The organism is Acinetobacter sp. FDAARGOS_494 (assembly GCF_003812225.1).
GTDB lineage: Bacteria > Pseudomonadota > Gammaproteobacteria > Pseudomonadales > Moraxellaceae > Acinetobacter > Acinetobacter baumannii.
The window spans coordinates 1960199-1980883 of sequence record NZ_CP033866.1; the positions used below are offsets into that span (position 1 = coordinate 1960199).

A 20685-nucleotide genomic window follows, 5' to 3' on the forward strand; every position below is an offset into this window, starting at 1 on the left:
AATTGTTCATCAACTTGGAGAGGGTTATTTATCCAATCGTTTAATCAATTCATCCGGTGTTAAGTAGCCACCCAAGTACTCACCATCAACATTATAAATAGCTGGTGTACCATTTACGCCCATGTTTAGACCAAGTTGGTATTGTTCGCGAACAGGGTTTTTACATTGAGCAGGTGGAATACTAATGCCCTGTACAGCTTGGTCAAATGCAGCTTTACGGTCTGCACTACACCAAACCGCTTCCATAGTTGGCATAAACTGTTCGCCGCGTGGCCATGCAATGTAACGAACCTCAATGCCTTTCTCATTAATCTCAGCTAAATGCTCATGTAATTTATGGCAGTAAGGACAGCTTGCATCGGTAAACACATAAATCACATGTTTAGCTTTACCGCCTTTAGCTGGATAAACAATTAAGTCTTCATTTTTTAAAGCAGCAAGATGCTTTTTGTTTTCTGAGGCTTGAAGGCTATCGCCGATATTATGAAGTTCTTTATCACCTAAACGGATGACATCACCTTGAATCAGGTATTTACCATCACTTGTTGTATAAACCGACGTCATTCCTTCAAGGTTAACCCAATATAAATTAGGCACTTCGGTAGGCTTAATATCTAAAATTTTGACGTTGATGTTTGCATTCTTAAATTGTTTTTGCAAAGTTTCAATTAAACGCTGTTTAGCATTGCGTTCAATAATGGTTGAAGCTTCCCCTGTAGCAGGTGCGGTCGCTGTGAGCGCATCTTCTTTTTGTGGTTTGTTTTCTTTAGAACAAGCACTGAACAACAGGCTAGAAGCCAAAGCACAGGCAAGAAAAATTTGAGATCGGGTAAAGGACATAGATAACCCTTATTTCATCAGTATTTATAGTCAGAAGCTGCTAAGCATAACAAAAAATCTAGAGTGTATTGTTAAAACTTTCTTAACCTTTGTGAACGAAATCAAGCGATTGTTTGAGGTATTTCGAAATATTCGTTTAAAAAATTTTAACCCCTAGGGTGATGTTTTTCATGCAATTGTTGCATTCTGACTTGTGCTACATGCGTATAGATTTGCGTGGTTGATAAATCACTATGACCCAGTAACATTTGTACTACGCGTAAGTCCGCCCCATGATTAAGTAGATGCGTGGCAAAAGCATGACGTAAGGTGTGAGGTGAAAGTTCAGCTTGAATATTGGCCTGTAGCGCATAACGCTTAATGGCATACCAAAAGTTCTGACGGCTCATAATTCCACCGTGCTGGGTTAAAAATAAATAGTCAGTTGAACTTTTATAAAGTTGTGGACGTGCCTCGTTTAAATAGCGTTCCACCCAATCGCAGGCATATTGGCCTAAAGGCACTAAACGTTCTTTGTTACCTTTACCCGTAATACGCAGGTAACCTTGTTTTAAATTAATAAGTTCGAGGCGTAAATTCAGTAATTCAGAGACACGTAAACCACAAGCGTAAAGGACTTCAAACATTGCTCGGTCACGTAAGCCCAACGCCGTTGTAATGTCTGGCGCCTGAATGAGCGCTTCTACATCTTCTTCACACAAGTCTTTAGGTAAAGCTCGGCCAATTTTTGGTGAATGGTGAGTAGCTACAGGATTATCACTTCGTAATTTCTGTTCACGTAGAAATTTATAAAACTGACGTAGAGCAGATAAGCAACGGGCAATTGAGCGTGGGCTTTTCCCTACTTTGGTAAGTTCAATGAGGACGTCAGAAATGTCATCGCTCGTCCAATCTGGCAATCTATTTTTTTTATGAAGTTCACTACATTGGATCAGGTCGGATAAATAGGCATTGCGCGTATGCGGACTGACTGTTTGTGCAACCAGATAGTCGCGAAAACCTTGTAAAAAGCTTAAATGTTCAGGAATTTGAACAGGGCTCGGAATACGCGGTTTTTTATTTATCATAAACAACTTCCTCTAAACCACTGTACTGTAAAAGAAACTTTAAGGTTTGTCGATTAAACTCCATAAGAATTGAAATCTAACCTTATTTGGTAATTATTCTCATTTATATGTATACTAGTAAAAAAGGTTTAGGATCGGATGCGGTGCGTTTATCAGCGTTGAAAGTGAAGCAAGCGGCGACCATCACCAAAGTGAATCGGATAGAAGTAGAGTCCGAGCAGCAAGATTTGGTCGCAATTCGTTTGGAAAGTCTGGGTTTTGTACCAGGCACGCGAGTGGAAGTGATTACCAAGGGTGTTTTTGGTGGTGATCCGATCTTAATCCAAATTGGCTTTACTCGTTTCGCTTTACGTAAAGCAGAAGCGGAAAAAATCGAAATTCAAGTAGAAGAAGGAGTACCCGCATGAGTGATGCGTTACGTATTGCCCTTGTGGGAAACCCTAACTGTGGTAAAACCTCTCTTTTTAACCATTTAACTGGAACTCGACAAAAAGTCGCCAACTATGCTGGTGTAACGGTCGAGCGTAAAGTTGGTCATTTTCAGTTACCTTCAGGCCGTTCGGTTCGAGTGCTCGATTTGCCGGGTACATACAGTCTTAATGCGACCAGTCCGGATGAAGCAATTACCCGTGATGTCTGTTTAGGAAAAATAGCGGAAGAGGGGCAACAAGACGCTTTTTTATGTGTGGTTGATGCGACCAACTTAAAATTGCATTTAGGCCTTGTACTCGAAATGATCGAGTTAGGTCGTCCGATTTTACTAGTACTGAATATGATGGATGAAGCGCGTCGTCGTGGCATCCAGATTAATACTCAAAAGTTATCTCAACGTTTGGGTGTACCAGTCGTTGAAACAGTAGCTGTCCGTAATGCGGGTATTGAAAATTTATTACATGCCCTTGATCAAGAAAAATACAGTGTGCCACAAACTGAACTGAGTGGTTTAACAGGGACTCATCATCAAAAAATCGATATGATTTTTAAAGATGTTGTTCATTATGTTGATCAGGAAGACAAGCGTACTGATTTTCTCGATCGAATTTTCTTACATCCAGTCTTAGGCCTACTTAGTCTTGCCATCATGATGTTTATTGTGTTCCAAGCAGTTTTTGCATGGGCAGCACCTTTTATGGATGGTATTGAAGGCTTCTTCGGCTGGCTGGGTGAAGTAGTAGGTTCTGTGATTACACAGCCACTACTGCATAGTCTGGTGGTTGACGGAATTATCGCGGGTGCAGGTGGCGTAGTTGTTTTCTTGCCACAAATTCTAATTTTGTTCTTCTTCATTTTAGTACTAGAAGAATCGGGCTATTTACCGCGTGCAGCATTTTTACTTGATAAATTAATGTTTCAAGCTGGTTTAAGTGGACGTGCTTTCATTCCGTTACTTTCAAGCTTTGCTTGTGCAGTACCGGGAATTATGGCAACGCGTAGTATTAGTGACCCTCGTGACCGTTTTACAACGATTATGGTTGCGCCACTAATGACTTGTTCGGCACGTTTACCCGTATATGCCTTGCTGATTGCTGCATTTATTCCAGAGAAAATGGTCTGGGGTATTTTTAACCTACAAGGACTGGTGCTTTTCGGTCTGTATATGGCTGGGATTGTGAGTGCACTGTGTGTTTCATTCTTAATGAAATTTTTCCAAAAAGATAAGTCTCAACACGCTTTACTGCTAGAGCTGCCGAGTTATCGTTTCCCTGATTTAAAAAGTGTGGGAATCGGTTTGTTAGATCGTGCGAAGATCTTCTTGAAGCGTGTCGGCGGCATTATTTTTGCGCTTTCTATTTTGCTCTGGTTCTTGTGTACTTTCCCACAGCCACCAGAAGGGGCAACATTGCCTGCTATAGATTACAGCTTCGCAGGTATGCTTGGACACCTTATCCAGCCTTTATTCGCTCCAGTTGGTTTTAACTGGCAAATCTGTATTGCCTTAATCCCGGCTATGGCAGCTCGTGAAGTTGTGGTCGCTGCATTAGGTACCGTATATGCCTTGTCGGCAACTGATGAAGATGCAGTAGCACAAGGTTTGTCTCATTTAATTAGTGCAGATGGTACAGGGTGGTCGTTGGCAACAGGTTTATCGCTTTTAGTGTGGTTCATTTATGCGCCGCATTGTTTGGCAACATTGGCAACAGTACGTCGTGAAACAGGTTCATGGAAACATGTTGCAGCTATGACTGCATATCTGTTTGGTTTAGCTTATTTTGCATCGTTTGTTACCTATCAAATTGCTTCCCACTATTGGGGTTAAAGCAGTAAAGGAGGTTGTATATGCTTCAATATCTGATTATTGCGGTTTTAGTGATTTGGAGTGCTATTGTTGTTTTTAAGAAAGTATTTCCAAAAACAGCAAACTCGGCCTTTTCAGCACTATCCGTTTTTTGTGAAAAGCAGGGTTGGGCAACTTTAGCAAAATGGCTAAAACCAAAAATGACTTTTGGTTGTGCAGGTGGCTGTGGCTGCTCAAGTGAAGATAAACCAACTAATACAATTCAAGAAATTAAACCAGTTAAATGGCAATAAATTCAGCCATTCCTGTTTCGTATAAAAAGCCATCATATTGATGGCTTTTTTACGCACTGACACAAAAAAAGATGAATAAAGTTCAATCTGAAAAAGCATTCAAAACAGCAAAGTGCTAACATTTTTGCCATTCTGTCGATTGATAAATTGTGGGGCAAAAATGTTAATACAACGTGGTGGATTAAAAGTTGTAGCAGGCTTGGGAATATCAGGTGTTTCTGCTGTAAATTTCCTGCATGAACAAGGCTACCAAGTTGCTGTAACGGACTCCCGCCCCACACCTCCCGGACACGATCAGATTCCGGCTGGCGTTAAAACCAGTTTTGGTCAGCTTGATCAAGAATTATTATTACAAGCAGAAGAGATTATTTTAAGCCCAGGCCTTGCACCACAATTACCGGAAATTCAGGCAGCTATTGCTAAAGGTATTTCTGTGGTGGGTGATATCCAATTATTGCGTCGTGCCACTGATGTGCCGATTGTGGCGATTACAGGTTCCAATGCAAAAAGTACTGTAACGACTTTAATTGGCTTAATGGCTAAGGATGCAGGTAAGAAAGTTGCAGTAGGCGGCAATCTTGGTCGACCAGCGTTAGATTTACTTAAAGATCAACCAGAGCTACTAGTCCTTGAGTTATCAAGCTTTCAGTTAGAAACCACCTCTCACTTAAACGCTGAGGTAGCAGTGGTTCTCAATATGAGTGAAGACCATTTAGACCGTCATGGAAATATGCTGGGGTATCACCAAGCAAAACATCGTATTTTCCAAGGCGCTAAAAAAGTTGTATTTAACCGAGACGATGCTTTAAGCCGCCCACTTGTTCCAGATACGACACCAATGCAAAGCTTTGGTTTAAACGCACCAGATTTAAATCAATATGGCGTTTTAAGAGATGCCGACGGTACGCTTTGGCTTGCTCGTGGTTTACAGCGGTTAATTAAAAGCTCGGATTTATATATTCAAGGTATGCACAACGTAGCCAATGCTTTAGCGTGTTTAGCATTGGGGGAGGCAATTGGTTTACCTATGGAGTCAATGCTTGAAACTTTAAAACGATTTAAAGGATTAGAGCATCGCTGTGAGTACGTTAAAACTGTGCGTGATGTCCGTTATTATAATGACTCTAAAGGTACCAATGTTGGTGCTACACTTGCAGCAATTGATGGCTTAGGTGCTGCCATTGAAGTGAAAAAAGGTAAGGTTGCACTTATTTTAGGTGGACAGGGCAAAGGGCAAGATTTTTCTCCTTTACGTTCTTCTATCGAAAAATATGCCAAAGTTGTGGTATTGATTGGTGAAGATGCGCCGGTCATCGAGCAAGCCATTCAAGGCGCAACTAAAATTTTACATGCAGCAACGCTTAAAGAAGCTGTCGAGCTGTGTCAACGTGAAACACAAGCTGAAGATGTGGTATTGCTATCACCAGCATGTGCAAGTTTTGATATGTTTAAAAGTTATAATGACCGTGGTCAGCAGTTTGTTGCCTGCGTCAATTCGTTGGTTTAAAGAAAATATGATTAGGAATGTAGTATGGCAGGCTTAGCTCAGACCACAATCCAGAAAATCAATCATTGGTATGAACGGATATTGCCGAAATGGCCAGCGGAAGTGACGCCACGTAATGTCTTGATTTTCTGTGTGGTTGCATTGTTATGTATCGGTTCAGTGATGGTCGCATCTGCTTCCATGCCTTATGCTGAATATATGCATGAAAACCCATTTCACTATGTGATTCGTCATGGGATCTCAATCGTTGCTGCTGGCGTGGTGGCTTATTTAACCTATCGAATATCACTCAATACATGGTTTAAAAATACCTTTCCACTGTGGTTATTAACTATGGTTTTGTTACTTGCGGCTTTGGCTGTAGGTTCGGAAGTTAACGGTTCCACACGTTGGATTAAAATTGGTGGTTTTACCTTGCAGCCAACAGAGGTTGCCAAGGTTATGATGGCCATCTTTACCGCAGATTACGTAGTACGCCGTGCCAAAGAAGTCCGTACCCACTGGAAAGGCTTACTTCGTTTAAGTGGCGTTATGGCAATTACGGTAGGTTTAATTATTGCCGAGCCTGACTTGGGTGCGACGGTGGTTATTGTCATGATGATGGTCGGTGTGTTCTTTCTAGCGGGTGCGCCTCCAACACAATTCTTAATCATGCTTGGTGCAATTGTCACGGGTATTGTGTTTTTGATTTTATTTGAACCTTACCGTTTCCAACGTTTGATTTCGTTTACTGACCCTTGGGCAGACCCATTAGGTGTGGGTTATCAGTTATCAAATGCGTTAATGGCTTTTGGTCGTGGTGAGTGGTTTGGTACAGGCTTGGGGCATAGTGTTCAAAAGCTTTCCTATTTACCAGAAGCGCATACTGACTTTATGTTGGCTGTGTTAGGTGAAGAATTTGGTTTCTTTGGTATTTCGATTGTCATTGGCTTATCTTTCTTGATGCTGGCATGTTGTATCAAAATCGGCCACCGTGCCTTGAAACATCATTATCTTCGCGCAGGCTATTTGGCTTACGGTATTAGTATTATTTTCTTACTCCAGATTTTGGTAAATGCGGGTATGAACATGGGCTTAATGCCAACCAAAGGTTTAACTCTGCCATTTATTAGTTATGGTGGTACGTCTTTAATGATGTGTGCAGCTATGATTAGCTTGATCTTAAAGATTGATGCTTCAACTCAAGAAGTGAACCCTGAGAGGGAAGAATCAAACTTCTAAACCATGAAGCGTTATAAAAAGCCCGATATCAAATCGGGCTTTTTATTATTTATAGATATGTTCCGCAAAGTTGTTGTCCATGAGGAATCAAATCTACATTCCACTGGGCTACCGCTTGCTTGAGCATCACTTCGGGGCGATCTAAATCAACCTGTGGTTGACCTAAGGCTTGTATGGCTTGTTGTAGTAACTCAGGAGCTTTAGTTAAATCAAGTGCATGGGCAAGGTTTTGCTTTGAAAGTTTTTGCCCTTGGTCGTTCATGGCGAGCGGAAGATGCATGTAACTCAGCTTAGGGTAGCCGAGGAGCTGACCAAGCCAGATTTGACGCTCAGTGTTATCTAACAGGTCTGCACCTCGCACAACATGAGTAATGCCTTGTAGGTAATCATCTACGACGACAGCAAGCTGGTAGTTAATAATTCCATCACGGCGTTTAAGGACAAAATCACCAAGGTCATGCTCTAGATTAGAACAATGAAGCCCTTGTAGGCGGTCATCGAAACAGATTGGCTGATCTTGAACTTTTACCCGAATGGCTTGATGTTGGAAGTCGAGATGCAAATCTCGACATGTGCCTGCATAGATAGCGTTTGAACCGAGCATTTTACGGGTACATTGACAGGCGTAAACCAGACCCTCTTTTTTAAGTTGGTCTAATACACTTTCGTAAATATCTAGGCGGTCTTTTTGAAAAATGATCTCGGCATCCGGATCGAACTGAAAAGCTTCAAGTGATGCGAGTATATGGTCTTCACTACCGGGGTAGATGCGGGGAATATCGGTGTCTTCAACACGAACTAACCATCGACCTTGATGGGCTCTGGCATCACAGTAACTGGCAACAGCAGTAATGAGTGATCCGAAATGTAAAGGGCCGGTTGGCGAGGGCGCAAACCGGCCTGAGTAGCGAATCAGTGGAACATCGTTTCGCTGATTCGCAAGAGCCGAACTAAGCTCGGCTGGAGAATTCTTAACCGTCACAATTAACCGTTATTTTGCTTCTCTTTAATTTCTGCCAAAGTTTTGCAGTCAATACATAACGTTGCAGTTGGACGTGCTTCTAAACGACGTAAGCCGATTTCGATACCACAAGTTTCACAGAAACCGTAGTCTTCGTTTTTAATCGCTTCAAGAGATTGTTCGATTTTACGAATTAATTTACGTTCACGGTCACGTGTACGTAATTCAATTGCAAATTCTTCTTCTTGGGTAGCACGGTCATTTACGTCTGGCAATGCAGTTGATTCATCTTGCATCGTATTTAAAGTACGATCAACTTCAGACATTAATTCAGCTTTCCATGCTTGCAGAATTTGTCGGAAATGCTCGAGCTGTCCTTCAGACATGTACTCTTCATTTTTCTTAGGTTGATAAGGTGCAATACCAAATAAACTTGCAGTTGAGCCTACGTCAGAAGTTTTAGGTTTCACTTTACGTGCACGTTTTGCAGAAGCTTTATCACCTTCTACTACAACTTCTGTATGTTCATCCAAAACTTGGTTGTGGTTGTCATTCGCCATAATAGGGCATTCCTCATCATACACGTATTATCTATACGCAAAAAATATGGTGATATGCAAGTGTTTTTATAGAAAACCATCGATGGATTTTTCCATCGGGTCGTCATCATATAGATTTTTCCTGCAAGATGATAGTCATTCTGTCCCGTAAATATTTTCAAAACGTGTTTACCCTAGTCATAATTCTTTTGGGTTATATAAACTTTAGGGCTAATAACCTGAAATATCAGTATTTATACGGGTTTTGAAATTTTCAAGGCGAAACACTTTTGTTTCAAAACTACCATCGTTATTCAGACGAATGTAACGATAACCCGGCGCATTTTGGTCGAGTGCAAAATCATTACTAAACGGCTTAAATTGTACACTTGTGGAAGGTGTAGAAAAAAACTCGATACCTTGCCAGATATTAAGGGAATCTTGATGAACATGCCCGCAGACTAGGGCCTTCACATTTTGAAATGGACTTAAGGTATCTAAAAGTGCATTTGAGTTTTGAAGCTTATGGTGGTCAATCCATTTTGATTTCATGGCAAATGGATGGTGATGACAAGCCAGCAAAACAGGATGATCTGCAAATTGTTCAAGTAAATTCGCTAAATTTTCTAATTGTTCCGAAGACAGATGACCATCTACTTTTCCCTTTACCGCGCTATTTAGCATAATCACACGCCAGTTTCCTAAACCGACAACTACAGGTTGTTGATGGTTTTCGTTATGTAGAGGAAAGTGGTCGACATTGTCATGATTACCGAGGGTCTGGAAAAAAGGCAGACCCAAGGTTTGCATAAAATTGATATAACGTTTGTAGGTAATAGGTGTTGGGGCTTGTGCGAGGTCACCGGTATGAATAATCGCATCAGCTTCGGGATGTTGTTTTAGTATCTGTTGAATAATGGCGTGGAAACTTTCTTCAGGATTCATCCCCACAAATTCTAGCTGTGGATACTCCAATAAATGTGTATCGGTAATTTGTATGATGACATGATTTTTTTGTGAAAGTGTTGAGACTTGAAAAGTCACCGTCCTACCTCTTCGGATTTATTATCGTTTTGCTGTGTTGAGCCAGCCATTGTAATGCCATAATAACAGGGGCATTTCTTAAACGTCCGCTGTCGAGTAGTGTTTGAATTTCACTATAACTAAACAAATGCAGCTGAATATTTTCACCCTCATTATCTACCCCAAAAACACCACCTACAGCAGGTAAATTGGTTTCGGCAACATACAGATGAAATAACTCTGAACAGGCGCCAGCTGATGGGTAAAAACTAAATAGATGCTCTAAATCCTGAACTTCGCAACCTGATTCTTCAAGGCTCTCGCGTCGAATGCAACTTTCTGGTGATTCATTGCCATCTAATACACCTGCGATAATTTCGAGTTGCCATGGCGAATGGGAGTCATCTAAAGCACCAACACGAAACTGTTCAATCAGGGCAAACTGTTGTTTTTGATCATTGTAGAGTAGAACGCCAGCCGCTTCAGGCCGATGCACAAGTTCGCGCTGCAATACAGGAGTATATTCAGATTGATTAAATAGACGATGTCGAAGGCTGACTTTTTCAACTTGAATAAAACCACTGAACAGAGGTTCACGTGATGTTACTTCGACATCTTTAGATGTATAACTTGGACGCTCGACAATACTCATGATTCGATCAGGACGAAATCTATTTATTTCATCCTAACCGAGAATCATGGCTAGGCAAGTGTTTTTTTTGAATATTTACACTTTATGATACAGTTTTTGTCCTTGCTCTTGATAAACCTCTTTCATTGCTTTGAGGCCTTCTTCAACCTCTGAATCGCTATTGGTGAGATTGTTGGCATAGTCACGTACATTCTGGGTGATTTTCATCGAACAGAATTTTGGACCACACATTGAGCAAAAGTGAGCAGATTTATGCGCTTCTTTTGGTAAAGTCTCGTCATGCATGCTGCGTGCTGTATCTGGGTCTAGACTTAGGTTGAACTGGTCGTCCCAACGGAATTCGAAACGTGCTTTAGACAAGGCATTATCACGAACCTGTGCACCCGGATGACCTTTGGCAAGATCGGCTGCGTGTGCTGCAATCTTGTAGGTAATAATTCCGTCTTTCACATCTTTCTTGTTTGGTAAACCTAAATGTTCTTTAGGTGTCACATAGCAAAGCATTGCTGTGCCATACCAGCCAATCATGGCTGCACCAATAGCAGAAGTAATGTGGTCATAACCCGGAGCGATATCTGTGGTTAAAGGTCCAAGCGTATAGAATGGAGCTTCTTTACACACTTCTAACTGTAAGTCCATGTTCTCTTTAATCATGTGCATTGGTACATGACCCGGACCTTCAATCATGACCTGAACATCATGTTCCCATGCACGGTGAGTCAGCTCACCCAGTGTTTTAAGTTCGCTGAACTGCGCTTCGTCATTTGCATCTTGAATACAACCCGGACGTAAGCCATCGCCTAAGCTAAATGACACATCATAGGCTTTCATGATTTCACAGATTTCATCGAAGTGTGTGTATAAGAAGTTCTCTTCATGATGAGCGAGACACCACTGCGCCATGATTGAACCACCACGAGACACAATACCTGTTAAACGGTTTGCTGTAAGTGGCACATAACGAAGTAGAACACCTGCGTGAATGGTGAAGTAGTCAACACCTTGTTCAGCTTGTTCAATAAGCGTGTCTTTAAAGATTTCCCAAGTCAGGTTCTCGGCAACACCATCAACTTTTTCAAGTGCTTGATAAATTGGTACGGTACCGATTGGAACTGGTGAGTTACGAATAATCCATTCACGTGTTTCATGAATGTTCTTACCTGTAGACAAGTCCATAATGGTGTCAGCGCCCCAACGGGTTGCCCATGTCATTTTCGCAACTTCTTCATCAATTGAAGAACCAAGCGCCGAGTTACCAATATTGGCATTAATCTTAACCAAGAAATTACGGCCAATAATCATTGGTTCAAGTTCTGGGTGGTTAATGTTGGCAGGAATAATAGCGCGGCCTTCGGCAACTTCTTGGCGAACAAACTCAGGTGTAATTTCTTTTAAGTTTTTCGCACCAAAGTTTTGACCTGGGTGCTGGCGCATATCTACAGCTTCGCGTTGACGCTGATTTTCACGAATTGCAATATATTCCATTTCAGGCGTGATAATACCTTGCTTGGCATAGTGCATTTGAGTGACATTTTTGCCTGCTTTAGCGCGGCGTGGGTTTTGAATATGTGCAAAGCGAATATCAGCAGTACGAATATCTTTTAAACGCTCCTGTCCAAACTTTGAAGTTAGGCCAGAAAGAACGTCAGTATCGTTACGCTCTTCAATCCATTTTTGACGAACTGAAGGTAAACCTTTGTTTAAATCAATTTGAACATTCGGGTCAGTATAAACACCTGAAGTGTCATATACCATAATAGGTGGGTTGTGCTCACCACCAAGGCCAGTTGGGGTATCGGTTAAAGAAATTTCTCGCATTGGAACCTGAATATCAGGGCGAGAGCCTTCAATATAAACTTTTTTAGAAGCGGGTAAGATGCGGGTTAAGTCTTTTGCATCTTGTTCATGTTGTGCTGAAATTTCAGCAGAAGAGAGATTCGTTAATTGGTTCATCACATGATCCTTATGAATAACATCAACGAATCAAGCACGACCAAAAACGATGGCGGATTTATCTTGAACTAGATAAATTGAGGGCTTAGGTTTTCAGATGGCTTGATTCCTACGCAGGTCTTAACCTGATCAGGTTCAACGGTACTTGTGATCAAACTGGTGTTGCGATAACACGAAATTTACACAATCTCAGCGAGCTATTACTCGCGCTCCGTCAAGCGATTTAAAGACTAACATGTTTTAGGTTGGCTGGCATTGTCAATTTGTATCTATACAAACCGCATCTATATGGCAGTCACGATAGACTTCTGTGTTCCATGGCGAATCAAATTTTAATAGCTGCTCAAGTTGTTCATGCACAATCTGATAGGTAGATTTCTTTTGCCCATTTTCATCAGTTAAATCTATTTTAAATTGCTTATTGCGCTCATCGACAGGGGTGGCAATAAACTTCAGAAATTGTTGGGCAGGTTTTGCTAAGCTGGATTGGCTCTGAGTTGATAAAAAGCGGATTTGCTGAAGTGCATCAGGGTCAAACCATGTGTTCGGGGCATATTCATTCGACACAGGTGTGTTATCTAGACCAAAGAAAATGAAGTATCGATATTCATTAAAGAGTAATTTGGCATCATTAATAAAATAACTCTTTGGATATTTTTGAATAAACTTTTCCCAAAATAAAGCACGTTCAGTAAGCTCTTTCCATGAAACAGCCAAAGCACCATCGTTATAGAAAATGTCTTGATTGTCTTTTGCCATACGAGATAAAAATTCTTTCTGGTCAGCGGGTAAAGCCTTAGAAAAAACATCAACTAAGTAGTTTGGCTGGCGACGATAAGTAAACATACCTTCACCTTGATAGAGCAGCTCAATATAGGCTTGGCCTTCATGTTGAAGTAAATATTGATCACGCGGGCTCAGTTGGGCGAAGAGCTTTTTCTGACTTTGAATCACCTTTTTAAGGTCTTGTTTCTGTTCTAAAACAGCATAGCCAAATGCTTCAAAAGCTCTCCCTGTTTTTTCAGTGTAGTCTTGTTTAATAAAACGTTGATACATGGTTGTTGATGCATCAATTAGCTTAAGCTGTTCCTCATTTTTTAACGAAGGAACACAGGTTTTAAGCTTTTCATTAATTTGATTTAAGTCTTCTATTTTACTGTTCTGATTAATCGTGTGCATGGCTACCATAATTTGTAAGCAGCTACTGTCTCGCTGTTCGGTGGCCTTTTGCGCAGTTGATTTTTGCTCTTTAGATACAGTTTGATCTTGCTGTGATGTTTTATTACAGCCAGTTAAAAGTAGTGCGCCGCACATACTCATCATTAGAATTTTTTTCATCTTTATATTTTTATCGAAATTGATATTGCTCAAATTATAACGCTTAAAAAGATTGCATCACTGTTAGAAATCTTTATTATTAGGTAGGTCGGTCTACTTAAGTAAAAGCTATGAATGATAGAACAGCAAGACAGAAAATTCTCGATGCAGCGGCAACACTGTTTTATAACGATGGCATTACTGCAACAGGAATTAATACGGTTACGGCTAAAGCAGATGTAGCTAAAATGTCGCTTTACAATAATTTTTCTTCAAAAGGTGAACTTGTTGATGCCTATATTGCTGCACGACATCAAGAGTGGTTAGACCTTTATCAAAAGCGTTTAGAAAAAACAAAAACAGCGAAAGAAGCTATTTTGGCCGTATTTGATGCCTATCAAGATCATGCCGAGTTTGCTTATGAAAAGGGTTTTAGAGGATGTGGGCTATTAAATGCTGCCGCAGAGTTCCCAGCAAATAGTTCAGGGCGAAATGCTGTAAGACAGCATAAAGAACAAGTTGAGGCGATTGTTGCCGAGCATTTAAATCGCTTATTAAAAGATTCACAGCGTGTTAGCTATATCGCCTCACAACTTTCTTTTTTATTAGAAGGGTCGATGGCAAGAGCTGGTTTAGAGGGTAGTAGCCGTCAACTTCAATTAGCGAGACAAATGGCAGAAGATGTTTTAGATCGAGAATGCCAACATGATTAGCCTTATTAAAAATAGTAGTTATGGTGGCACTATTGCAATTTTAGTAGCCTCTTTCTTATGGGGAACCACGGGGACAGCCGCAGCATTTGCCCCAACACTTGGTCCACTTGCAATTGGCGCGGTTGCTATGGGGGGAGGTGGGCTTTTACAGGCATTGATTGCATCTCGGGCCATCCGGGAACACCGACAATTTATTGGGCGAAATATTTCTATTATTCTTTTAGGTGTTGTGGCAGTTGGGATATACCCCCTAGCTTTTTATTCTTCCATGCATTATGCCGGAATTACGATTGGTACGGTGGTTTCAATTGGTTCGGCTCCACTCATTGCAGCAGTTTTAGAGCGATTCTTTGACCGTAAAGTTTTATCTAAAACATGGTTCCTAAGTTTTGTGTTGGGTGTTGTAGGGGTAAGTTTGTTATCTATGGGCGAAAGCCACGCAGCACAAGAGAGTACAAATGAATGGAATAAAATTTTTGGTATTTTTCTTGGGCTGGTAGCGGGTGCAACCTATTCACTTTATTCATGGGCTGCAAAAAGATTAATAGACCGAGGTATTGCAGCTAAAGCTGCAATGGGCATGATTATGGGAGGTGGGGCAGTCATCTTGCTTCCAACTTTATTAATTACAGGTGGTGGGCTACTGCAAAGTTCAACAAATTTACTTGTTGCTGGCTATATGATGCTGATTCCTATGTTTTTGGGTTATTTGCTTTTTGGTTTCGGGTTAAAAACTGTAAATGCCAGTCAAGCCACCACTTTAACTTTATTTGAACCTCTTGTTGCAGCGATTTTTGCCATTGTTTTGGTTGGCGAAAGTGTCTCATGGATTGGGTGGGCAGGCATGTTTTTGATTTTCATTTGTATTTTGATGTTATCAAAGCCTGAAAATACATAAAAAATGAAAACTTTTACTGGCTTGAGTTTAAATTAAATTTTTCTTAGTCTTAAAGCCAAGTTTTATCGTTGATTTAAACAATGAAAATAAAATTAATGCTTGTTGCGGGTTTATGGAGTTTTACATCGTCGAGTTTTGCTCTAGATTTAGTTGAAACTTATGAGCGCGCAAAACTAAATGATCCGACGTGGCAAGCGAATCAACAACAGTTTGAAGCAGATCAGCTTAATTTAGGCTTAGCAACAGGCGCGTTACTACCAACAGTTACATTATCTGGAAATATTACCCGTAATCGACAAACGGTAAAGCGTTCAAATTTTCCTGGTGTTGATCAGGAAGGACTTTCCGATGCTTTGGTAAGTAATACATCGACTACCAAACAGGCTACTTTATCTGCCCGTCAGCCTCTTTTTCGTATGGATGCATGGGAAGGTTATAAACAGGTTAAAACTTCGGTTGCCCTTAGTGAAATTACTTTAAGACTGCAAAAACAAGATCATGTTTTAAATGTAGCTGAAGCCTATTTTAATGTATTGCGTCAGCAGGCACTTACCGCTGCATATTTACAAGAAGAAAAAGCCTTGCTTGAACAGCTCAATATGATGAGCGCCAAGCTTAAAGAAGGGTTGGTAGCACGTAGTGATGTGAGTGAAGCAAATGCCCAATATCAAAATGCCCGAGCCAACCGTATTGCTACCAATGTGCAGCTTCTATTGGCTCAAGAGCAACTATCTGAATATATTGGTCCGTATCAAGATAAGCTTGCTGTATTGAGAAGTGATTTTATCTTTCAAAAACCTTATCCGGCACAGCTCGATGAGTGGTTAGGATTAGCCCAACAACAAAATTTAAAGATTCAGCAAGCACGTTTACAAAAGCGATATGCTGAAGATCAACGTCGTGTGGAAAAAGCTGCACTTTATCCACAGATAGATGCAGTGGCGAGTTATGGTTATACTAAACAAACGCCCGAAACGCTGATTTCGACTGATGGGAAGTTTGATCAGGTCGGGGTAGAGATGAACTGGAACTTATTTAATGGAGGCCGGACTCGAACTTCTATTAAAAAAGCCAGTGTGGAGTTAAATAAAGCGCAAGCCCAACTTGATGCGGCCATTCGCCGTGCCAATGTCGATGTGAAAAGTGCTTTTATGCAGGTAGATACTGACCGAGCAAAACTTGAAGCAAGAAAGGCAGCAATGGACTCTTCAGCACTTGTTTCTCAAGCTTCAAAAGCAAGTTATAACGAAGGCTTAAAAAGTATGGTCGATGTTTTATTGGCGCAGCGTAATGCTTTTTCAGCAAAACAGGATTATCTTAATGCTCAGTATGACTATTTATTAAATGTATTACGTTTAAAAGCGGCTGTAGGTCAGCTAGGGGAAAAAGATCTAGTTGAATTAAACAGCTGGTTAACGTATCAGTAATAAAAAATGCTTTTATCTGAAATTTAATTTTGTCATAAAAATTTAATGATTGATGTGTTTTAATGCTCAATCATTTTATCCCTGCGCCATCATGTTGGAGGCTTCCCTTGAGTCCGAGTAATCCGGTGTTAAGCCATCATATTTCTTCTCAATTTAATGAAGATTTGCAAGATGTGAACACAAAGTTTATGACCATGGGTGGCTTGGTCGAACAACAGGTTGCCAATGCAATTCATTCTTTGCTTGATACAGATGCGAACTTAGCAATTGATGTCCAATTTAAAGATAATGCAGTCAATCAATACGAACGTGATATTGATGAAGGGCTGACGCTGATTTTGGCACGTCGTCATCCGGCAGCAATTGACTTGCGTATGGTAATTGCCATGAGTAAAGCCAATACTGACCTAGAGCGTATTGGGGATGAAGCTGCAAAAATTGCCCGTATTGCGCAAAATCTATGTGAAGAGGGCGGTTCTCCTCGTGGCTACATGGAAACACGTCATATTGGTAACCAAGTACGGGTCATGATTCATGACGCACTTGATGCTTTTGCACGTTTAGATGCAGATCAAGCATTACGTGTACTTTTAGCCGATGCTGACATCGACCGTGAATATCAGTCGGCAACGCGTACTTTAATGACTTATATGATTGAAGACCCGCGTCATATTGCTCGTGTGATTAATGTCATGTGGGTTTTACGTTCTTTAGAGCGTATTGGTGACCACGCTCGTAATATTGCTGAACAAGTCATTTACATGGCAAAAGGCTTTGATGCACGCCATACCAAAATTGAAGAAATTGAAGCAAAAGTACACGAAAAGTAATATGTGAGCTGAAATATTTAAAGGCCTTGTTTCAGACAAGGCTTTTTTATTTTTTTAAAATAATAGATAAAAAAATGTCCCGAACTTTGGGGGGAAGTTCAGGACAGAAAATCAAGTGCATTAAGAAAAAACACGACAGGGATCGTGTCTTACTTGCTATGAATTGATATTAAAGTTTCAGCCATTTCATGTCATGTAGAGTCCTGTGCGCTCTATGTAAGGCTTTATATGTTTGTGTAAGTTTCACGTAAAAAAAGGCAGGTCTATGTATATAAACCTGCCTTTTTTAAAATGATGGGCTTGGAATAACCTGTTATTCTGGTTTCCAGCCTTCCGCTTTTTCAACGCTCTCATCATTATTGAAGAACTTCTCACGTTGCTCTTCAAGGAATTTTTTCGCTTCTGGTTCAAACACGTTTAAACGTTTTTCATTAATTAGCGTAGTTTGGTGCTGTAACCATTCTTGCCATGCTTGCTTAGAAACATTTTCAAAAAATTCTTGGCCTTTGGCACCAGGAAACGGAGCAAAGTCCAATCCTTCCATTTCCTTTTGGTATTTACGGCAAAATACTTGTCGACTCATTTTGTATCCTTAAGCGTATAACTGTTCTAGACGTTTATGGGCACGTGCAATCGCAGCTTCAACCTGTTTTGGTGAAGTTCCGCCAATATGATCACGTGCATTTACCGAAGCTTCTAGTGTCAAAGCTTTATCAAATACATCTGCTGTAATTAGGTCAGAGAATTGTTGTAATTGCTCAAGTGTTAACTCAGATAAATCTTTTTCTTCAGCAACACCTAATGCAACAGCTTTACCTACAATTTCATGCGCATCACGGAACGCAACGCCTTTTTTCACTAAGTAGTCAGCAAGATCAGTTGCTGTAGAGAATCCGCGAAGAGCAGCTTCACGCATGATTTCAACATTTGGAACCAATGCAGGGATCATGTCAGCAAACGCCATGAGTGAACCACGGACGGTATCAATGGCATCAAATAAAGGTTCTTTATCTTCTTGGTTGTCTTTGTTGTAAGCCAGTGGTTGACCTTTCATAAGCGTAAGTAAGCTAATTAAGTCACCAAATACGCGGCCAGATTTACCACGGATGAGTTCTGGAACATCAGGGTTTTTCTTCTGCGGCATGATTGAAGAACCAGTACAGAAGCGATCAGGAATATTTACGAATTTAAACTGTGCAGAAGTCCAAAGAATAAGTTCTTCAGACATACGCGATAAATGCATCATGATTAAAGATGCTGCTGCATTAAATTCGATAGCAAAATCACGGTCAGATACAGCATCAAGAGAGTTCTCAGATACAGCTTCAAAGCCTAGTAACTCTGCTGTATAAGCACGGTCAATCGGGTAAGTTGTACCAGCGAGAGCCGCAGAACCAAGTGGCATACGGTTAACACGCTTACGGCAGTCTTGAAGACGTTCAGTATCACGAACTAACATTTCAAACCATGCCAACAAGTGATGGCCGAAAGTTACCGGTTGAGCTGTTTGTAAGTGTGTAAAGCCAGGCATAATAGTATTTACATTTTTGGCAGCCAAGCCCAACAAACCTTTTTGTAAACGCTCTAATAAGCCTAAAATGTCGTCAATTTCGTCGCGGAGATAAAGACGGATATCAGTTGCAACTTGGTCGTTACGGCTACGGCCAGTGTGAAGTTTTTTACCTGTAATACCGATACGTTGAGTCAAACGTGATTCAATGTTCATGTGAACATCTTCAAGATCGATACGCCATTCAAAAGTTCCAGCTTCAATTTCTGCACGAATGGTGCTTAAACCTTCAATAATGTCGTCTCGTTCTGCTTCTGTCAGTACGCCAACTTTCGCAAGCATGGTAGCATGCGCAATAGAACCAGCGATGTCTTGCTTATAAAAACGCTGGTCAAATTGAACAGAGGCGGTAAATTCGGCTACAAAAGCATCCGTCGCTTCAGAAAAACGACCACCCCACATACCTGAGGTTTGGTTTGGGGCTGCTGAATTAGGGGGATTTGAAGATGTGGTCATGGTGGCTCAGTAAAATAAAAAAGAGTATATCACTTGCCGAAGCTCAACAAACAAAGTTGTTTTCTACAGCATATCGAAATCAAAATTCCTCCTATTTTTTTACGAAAATTGATCGTTGGCAACATTTATTAGAATTAATTATCGCAAGTAATGTTTTAGCTCTGGTTTTAGCTTTGGCTGAAGCGCAGTCTTGGCATGCATTAAACGGCTCACGTCTTTTACAATATATCGTTTTTATTAACTGGGTGATTTTGTCTTTTTTTGCCTTGGTTGAACATTTTCAGGATTTTTTTAGTCAGCTACAGCAAAAATATGCTTTGGTAATTGGCTTTGTTATGCTGCAAGCGATAGTTGTGGTAACCACCATAATAAGCAATTTTTTTCAGTTTGGAGTTTTGAAAAAAACATCTGTTATAGCGCAGGACTGGAGCATTTATTTTACCAATGTCCCTTTATATTTAAGTTATGGAATATTATTAGGGGCCTTTTGTCTGCGTTATTTATATGTTCGAGAACAATGGTTACACCAACAATATGCAGAATTAAATGCCCGTATTCAGGCAATGCAGGCTCGCATTCATCCTCATTTTTTATTTAATAGTCTAAATAATGTGGTGAGTTTAATAACGATAGATCCAGATAAAGCAGAAAGTATGTTAATTAGCCTGTCACGACTGTTTCGGGCGAGTTTTCAAGAATTAAAATTAGTGAGCTTGCATGAAGAAATTGAGCTTAGTAAGCAATATTTAATGATTGAGCAAATACGTTTGGGCGAGCGTTTAAAAGTCGAATGGAAAGTGGAAATTGAACCTTTGCAATTAAAACAGGTCACTATTCCTTTATTGACATTACAACCTTTATTAGAGAATAGTATTTTTCATGGGGTAGAGCCAATGATGGGTAAAGCAACCATTGGGGTATTGGTTGAAATATTGCAAAATCAGGTCAGTATAGTCATTACCAACCCTTATACACACGATACAATAAATTCACGGAAAGGGCATGGAATCGCTCTTGAAAATGTTAAACAGCGCTTAAAAGCGTATTATGGGAATTCAGTGAGATTCCAGGTATATAAGGGTGAGGCTTTATATACCACTATTATGAGCTATCAATACCAATCAAAATAATAAGTCAGTCAGAGTTAACCATAAAAAAATGGACCAAGTTAACGGTGACAAG

The 20685-nt window shown here is 40.5% G+C and carries 20 protein-coding genes and 1 riboswitch; of the genes, 10 read left to right on the plus strand and 10 right to left on the minus strand.

Going from position 1 to position 20685, the window contains the following annotated elements; genetic code table 11:
* Window positions 1–24: 24 nt before the first annotated feature.
* Together EG365_RS09495 and xerD are read right to left on the minus strand one after the other, a co-directional pair.
* Window positions 25–840: a DsbC family protein gene (locus tag EG365_RS09495; RefSeq protein WP_000011159.1), complete on the minus strand. Its 816-nt coding sequence runs from the start codon at window positions 838–840 to the stop codon at window positions 25–27.
* 146 nt (window positions 841–986) lie between these two features.
* A complete protein-coding gene (gene xerD / locus EG365_RS09500; protein ID WP_000608731.1) occupies window positions 987–1907 on the minus strand; it encodes a site-specific tyrosine recombinase XerD in 921 nt (306 codons plus the stop codon).
* Between the two features lie 143 nt (window positions 1908–2050).
* Here xerD and EG365_RS09505 point away from each other — a divergent pair, with 143 nt between their 5' ends.
* The 5 genes from EG365_RS09505 to ftsW all read left to right on the plus strand — a co-directional run bounded on the left by EG365_RS09505 (window position 2051) and on the right by ftsW (window position 7164).
* Complete coding sequence (locus EG365_RS09505; RefSeq protein ID WP_001991212.1) at window positions 2051–2314, plus strand: FeoA family protein; 264 nt, start codon at window positions 2051–2053, stop codon at window positions 2312–2314.
* Complete coding sequence (gene feoB / locus EG365_RS09510) at window positions 2311–4164, plus strand: ferrous iron transporter B (RefSeq protein WP_001278225.1); 1854 nt, start codon at window positions 2311–2313, stop codon at window positions 4162–4164. The genes EG365_RS09505 and feoB overlap by 4 nt, the downstream gene beginning before the upstream one ends.
* Window positions 4165–4184: 20 nt before the next feature.
* Window positions 4185–4436 carry a DUF6587 family protein gene (locus tag EG365_RS09515; RefSeq protein ID WP_000942498.1) on the plus strand — a complete coding sequence of 84 codons (252 nt, stop codon included), beginning with the start codon at window positions 4185–4187 and terminating at the stop codon, window positions 4434–4436.
* 160 nt (window positions 4437–4596) lie between these two features.
* The gene (gene murD / locus EG365_RS09520; RefSeq protein ID WP_000908243.1) at window positions 4597–5943 is read left to right on the plus strand and encodes a UDP-N-acetylmuramoyl-L-alanine--D-glutamate ligase; all 1347 of its coding nucleotides are present in this window, start codon (window positions 4597–4599) and stop codon (window positions 5941–5943) included.
* A gap of 24 nt (window positions 5944–5967) precedes the next feature.
* Window positions 5968–7164, plus strand: coding sequence for a putative lipid II flippase FtsW (ftsW, locus tag EG365_RS09525; protein ID WP_000907680.1), 1197 nt, complete (start codon window positions 5968–5970; stop codon window positions 7162–7164).
* A 49-nt stretch (window positions 7165–7213) separates the two neighbouring features.
* On the opposite strand, the gene gluQRS is transcribed toward ftsW, so the two are convergent.
* From gluQRS to EG365_RS09555, 6 genes are all read right to left on the minus strand, one after another.
* A complete protein-coding gene (gluQRS, locus tag EG365_RS09530) occupies window positions 7214–8146 on the minus strand; it encodes a tRNA glutamyl-Q(34) synthetase GluQRS (protein ID WP_000216739.1) in 933 nt (310 codons plus the stop codon).
* A 2-nt stretch (window positions 8147–8148) separates the two neighbouring features.
* Entirely contained in the window at window positions 8149–8685 is a 537-nt protein-coding gene (gene dksA, locus EG365_RS09535) for an RNA polymerase-binding protein DksA (RefSeq protein ID WP_001262524.1), read from the minus strand.
* A 210-nt stretch (window positions 8686–8895) separates the two neighbouring features.
* Window positions 8896–9708 carry a 3',5'-cyclic-AMP phosphodiesterase gene (cpdA, locus tag EG365_RS09540; RefSeq protein WP_000143915.1) on the minus strand — a complete coding sequence of 271 codons (813 nt, stop codon included), beginning with the start codon at window positions 9706–9708 and terminating at the stop codon, window positions 8896–8898.
* Window positions 9709–9712: 4 nt separating this feature from the next.
* The gene (locus EG365_RS09545; protein ID WP_000029221.1) at window positions 9713–10339 is read right to left on the minus strand and encodes an NUDIX domain-containing protein; all 627 of its coding nucleotides are present in this window, start codon (window positions 10337–10339) and stop codon (window positions 9713–9715) included.
* 75 nt (window positions 10340–10414) lie between these two features.
* Window positions 10415–12292: a phosphomethylpyrimidine synthase ThiC gene (gene thiC / locus EG365_RS09550; protein WP_001072861.1), complete on the minus strand. Its 1878-nt coding sequence runs from the start codon at window positions 12290–12292 to the stop codon at window positions 10415–10417.
* Between the two features lie 89 nt (window positions 12293–12381).
* Window positions 12382–12516: riboswitch (TPP riboswitch) on the minus strand.
* A gap of 34 nt (window positions 12517–12550) precedes the next feature.
* On the minus strand, window positions 12551–13630 hold the full coding sequence (locus EG365_RS09555; protein WP_000722619.1) for a hypothetical protein: 1080 nt from the start codon (window positions 13628–13630) through the stop codon (window positions 12551–12553).
* Window positions 13631–13740: 110 nt separating this feature from the next.
* Here EG365_RS09555 and EG365_RS09560 point away from each other — a divergent pair, with 110 nt between their 5' ends.
* The 4 genes from EG365_RS09560 to phoU all read left to right on the plus strand — a co-directional run bounded on the left by EG365_RS09560 (window position 13741) and on the right by phoU (window position 17477).
* Complete coding sequence (locus EG365_RS09560) at window positions 13741–14322, plus strand: TetR/AcrR family transcriptional regulator (protein WP_000999896.1); 582 nt, start codon at window positions 13741–13743, stop codon at window positions 14320–14322.
* Window positions 14315–15220, plus strand: coding sequence for a DMT family transporter (locus EG365_RS09565; protein ID WP_000624470.1), 906 nt, complete (start codon window positions 14315–14317; stop codon window positions 15218–15220). The genes EG365_RS09560 and EG365_RS09565 overlap by 8 nt, the downstream gene beginning before the upstream one ends.
* Before the next feature lie 95 nt (window positions 15221–15315).
* Window positions 15316–16647, plus strand: coding sequence for a TolC family outer membrane protein (locus EG365_RS09570; RefSeq protein WP_000959179.1), 1332 nt, complete (start codon window positions 15316–15318; stop codon window positions 16645–16647).
* Between the two features lie 107 nt (window positions 16648–16754).
* Entirely contained in the window at window positions 16755–17477 is a 723-nt protein-coding gene (phoU, locus tag EG365_RS09575; protein WP_000075183.1) for a phosphate signaling complex protein PhoU, read from the plus strand.
* A 313-nt stretch (window positions 17478–17790) separates the two neighbouring features.
* Here phoU and EG365_RS09580 read toward each other — a convergent pair whose 3' ends face one another.
* Window positions 17791–18060: an oxidative damage protection protein gene (locus EG365_RS09580; RefSeq protein ID WP_000089996.1), complete on the minus strand. Its 270-nt coding sequence runs from the start codon at window positions 18058–18060 to the stop codon at window positions 17791–17793.
* Window positions 18061–18069: 9 nt separating this feature from the next.
* Window positions 18070–19503 carry an argininosuccinate lyase gene (gene argH / locus EG365_RS09585; protein ID WP_000213740.1) on the minus strand — a complete coding sequence of 478 codons (1434 nt, stop codon included), beginning with the start codon at window positions 19501–19503 and terminating at the stop codon, window positions 18070–18072.
* Here argH and EG365_RS09590 point away from each other — a divergent pair.
* Window positions 19494–20633, plus strand: coding sequence for a sensor histidine kinase (locus tag EG365_RS09590; protein WP_000269799.1), 1140 nt, complete (start codon window positions 19494–19496; stop codon window positions 20631–20633). The two genes, argH and EG365_RS09590, sit on opposite strands and share 10 nt — an antisense overlap.
* Window positions 20634–20685: the final 52 nt, after the last annotated feature.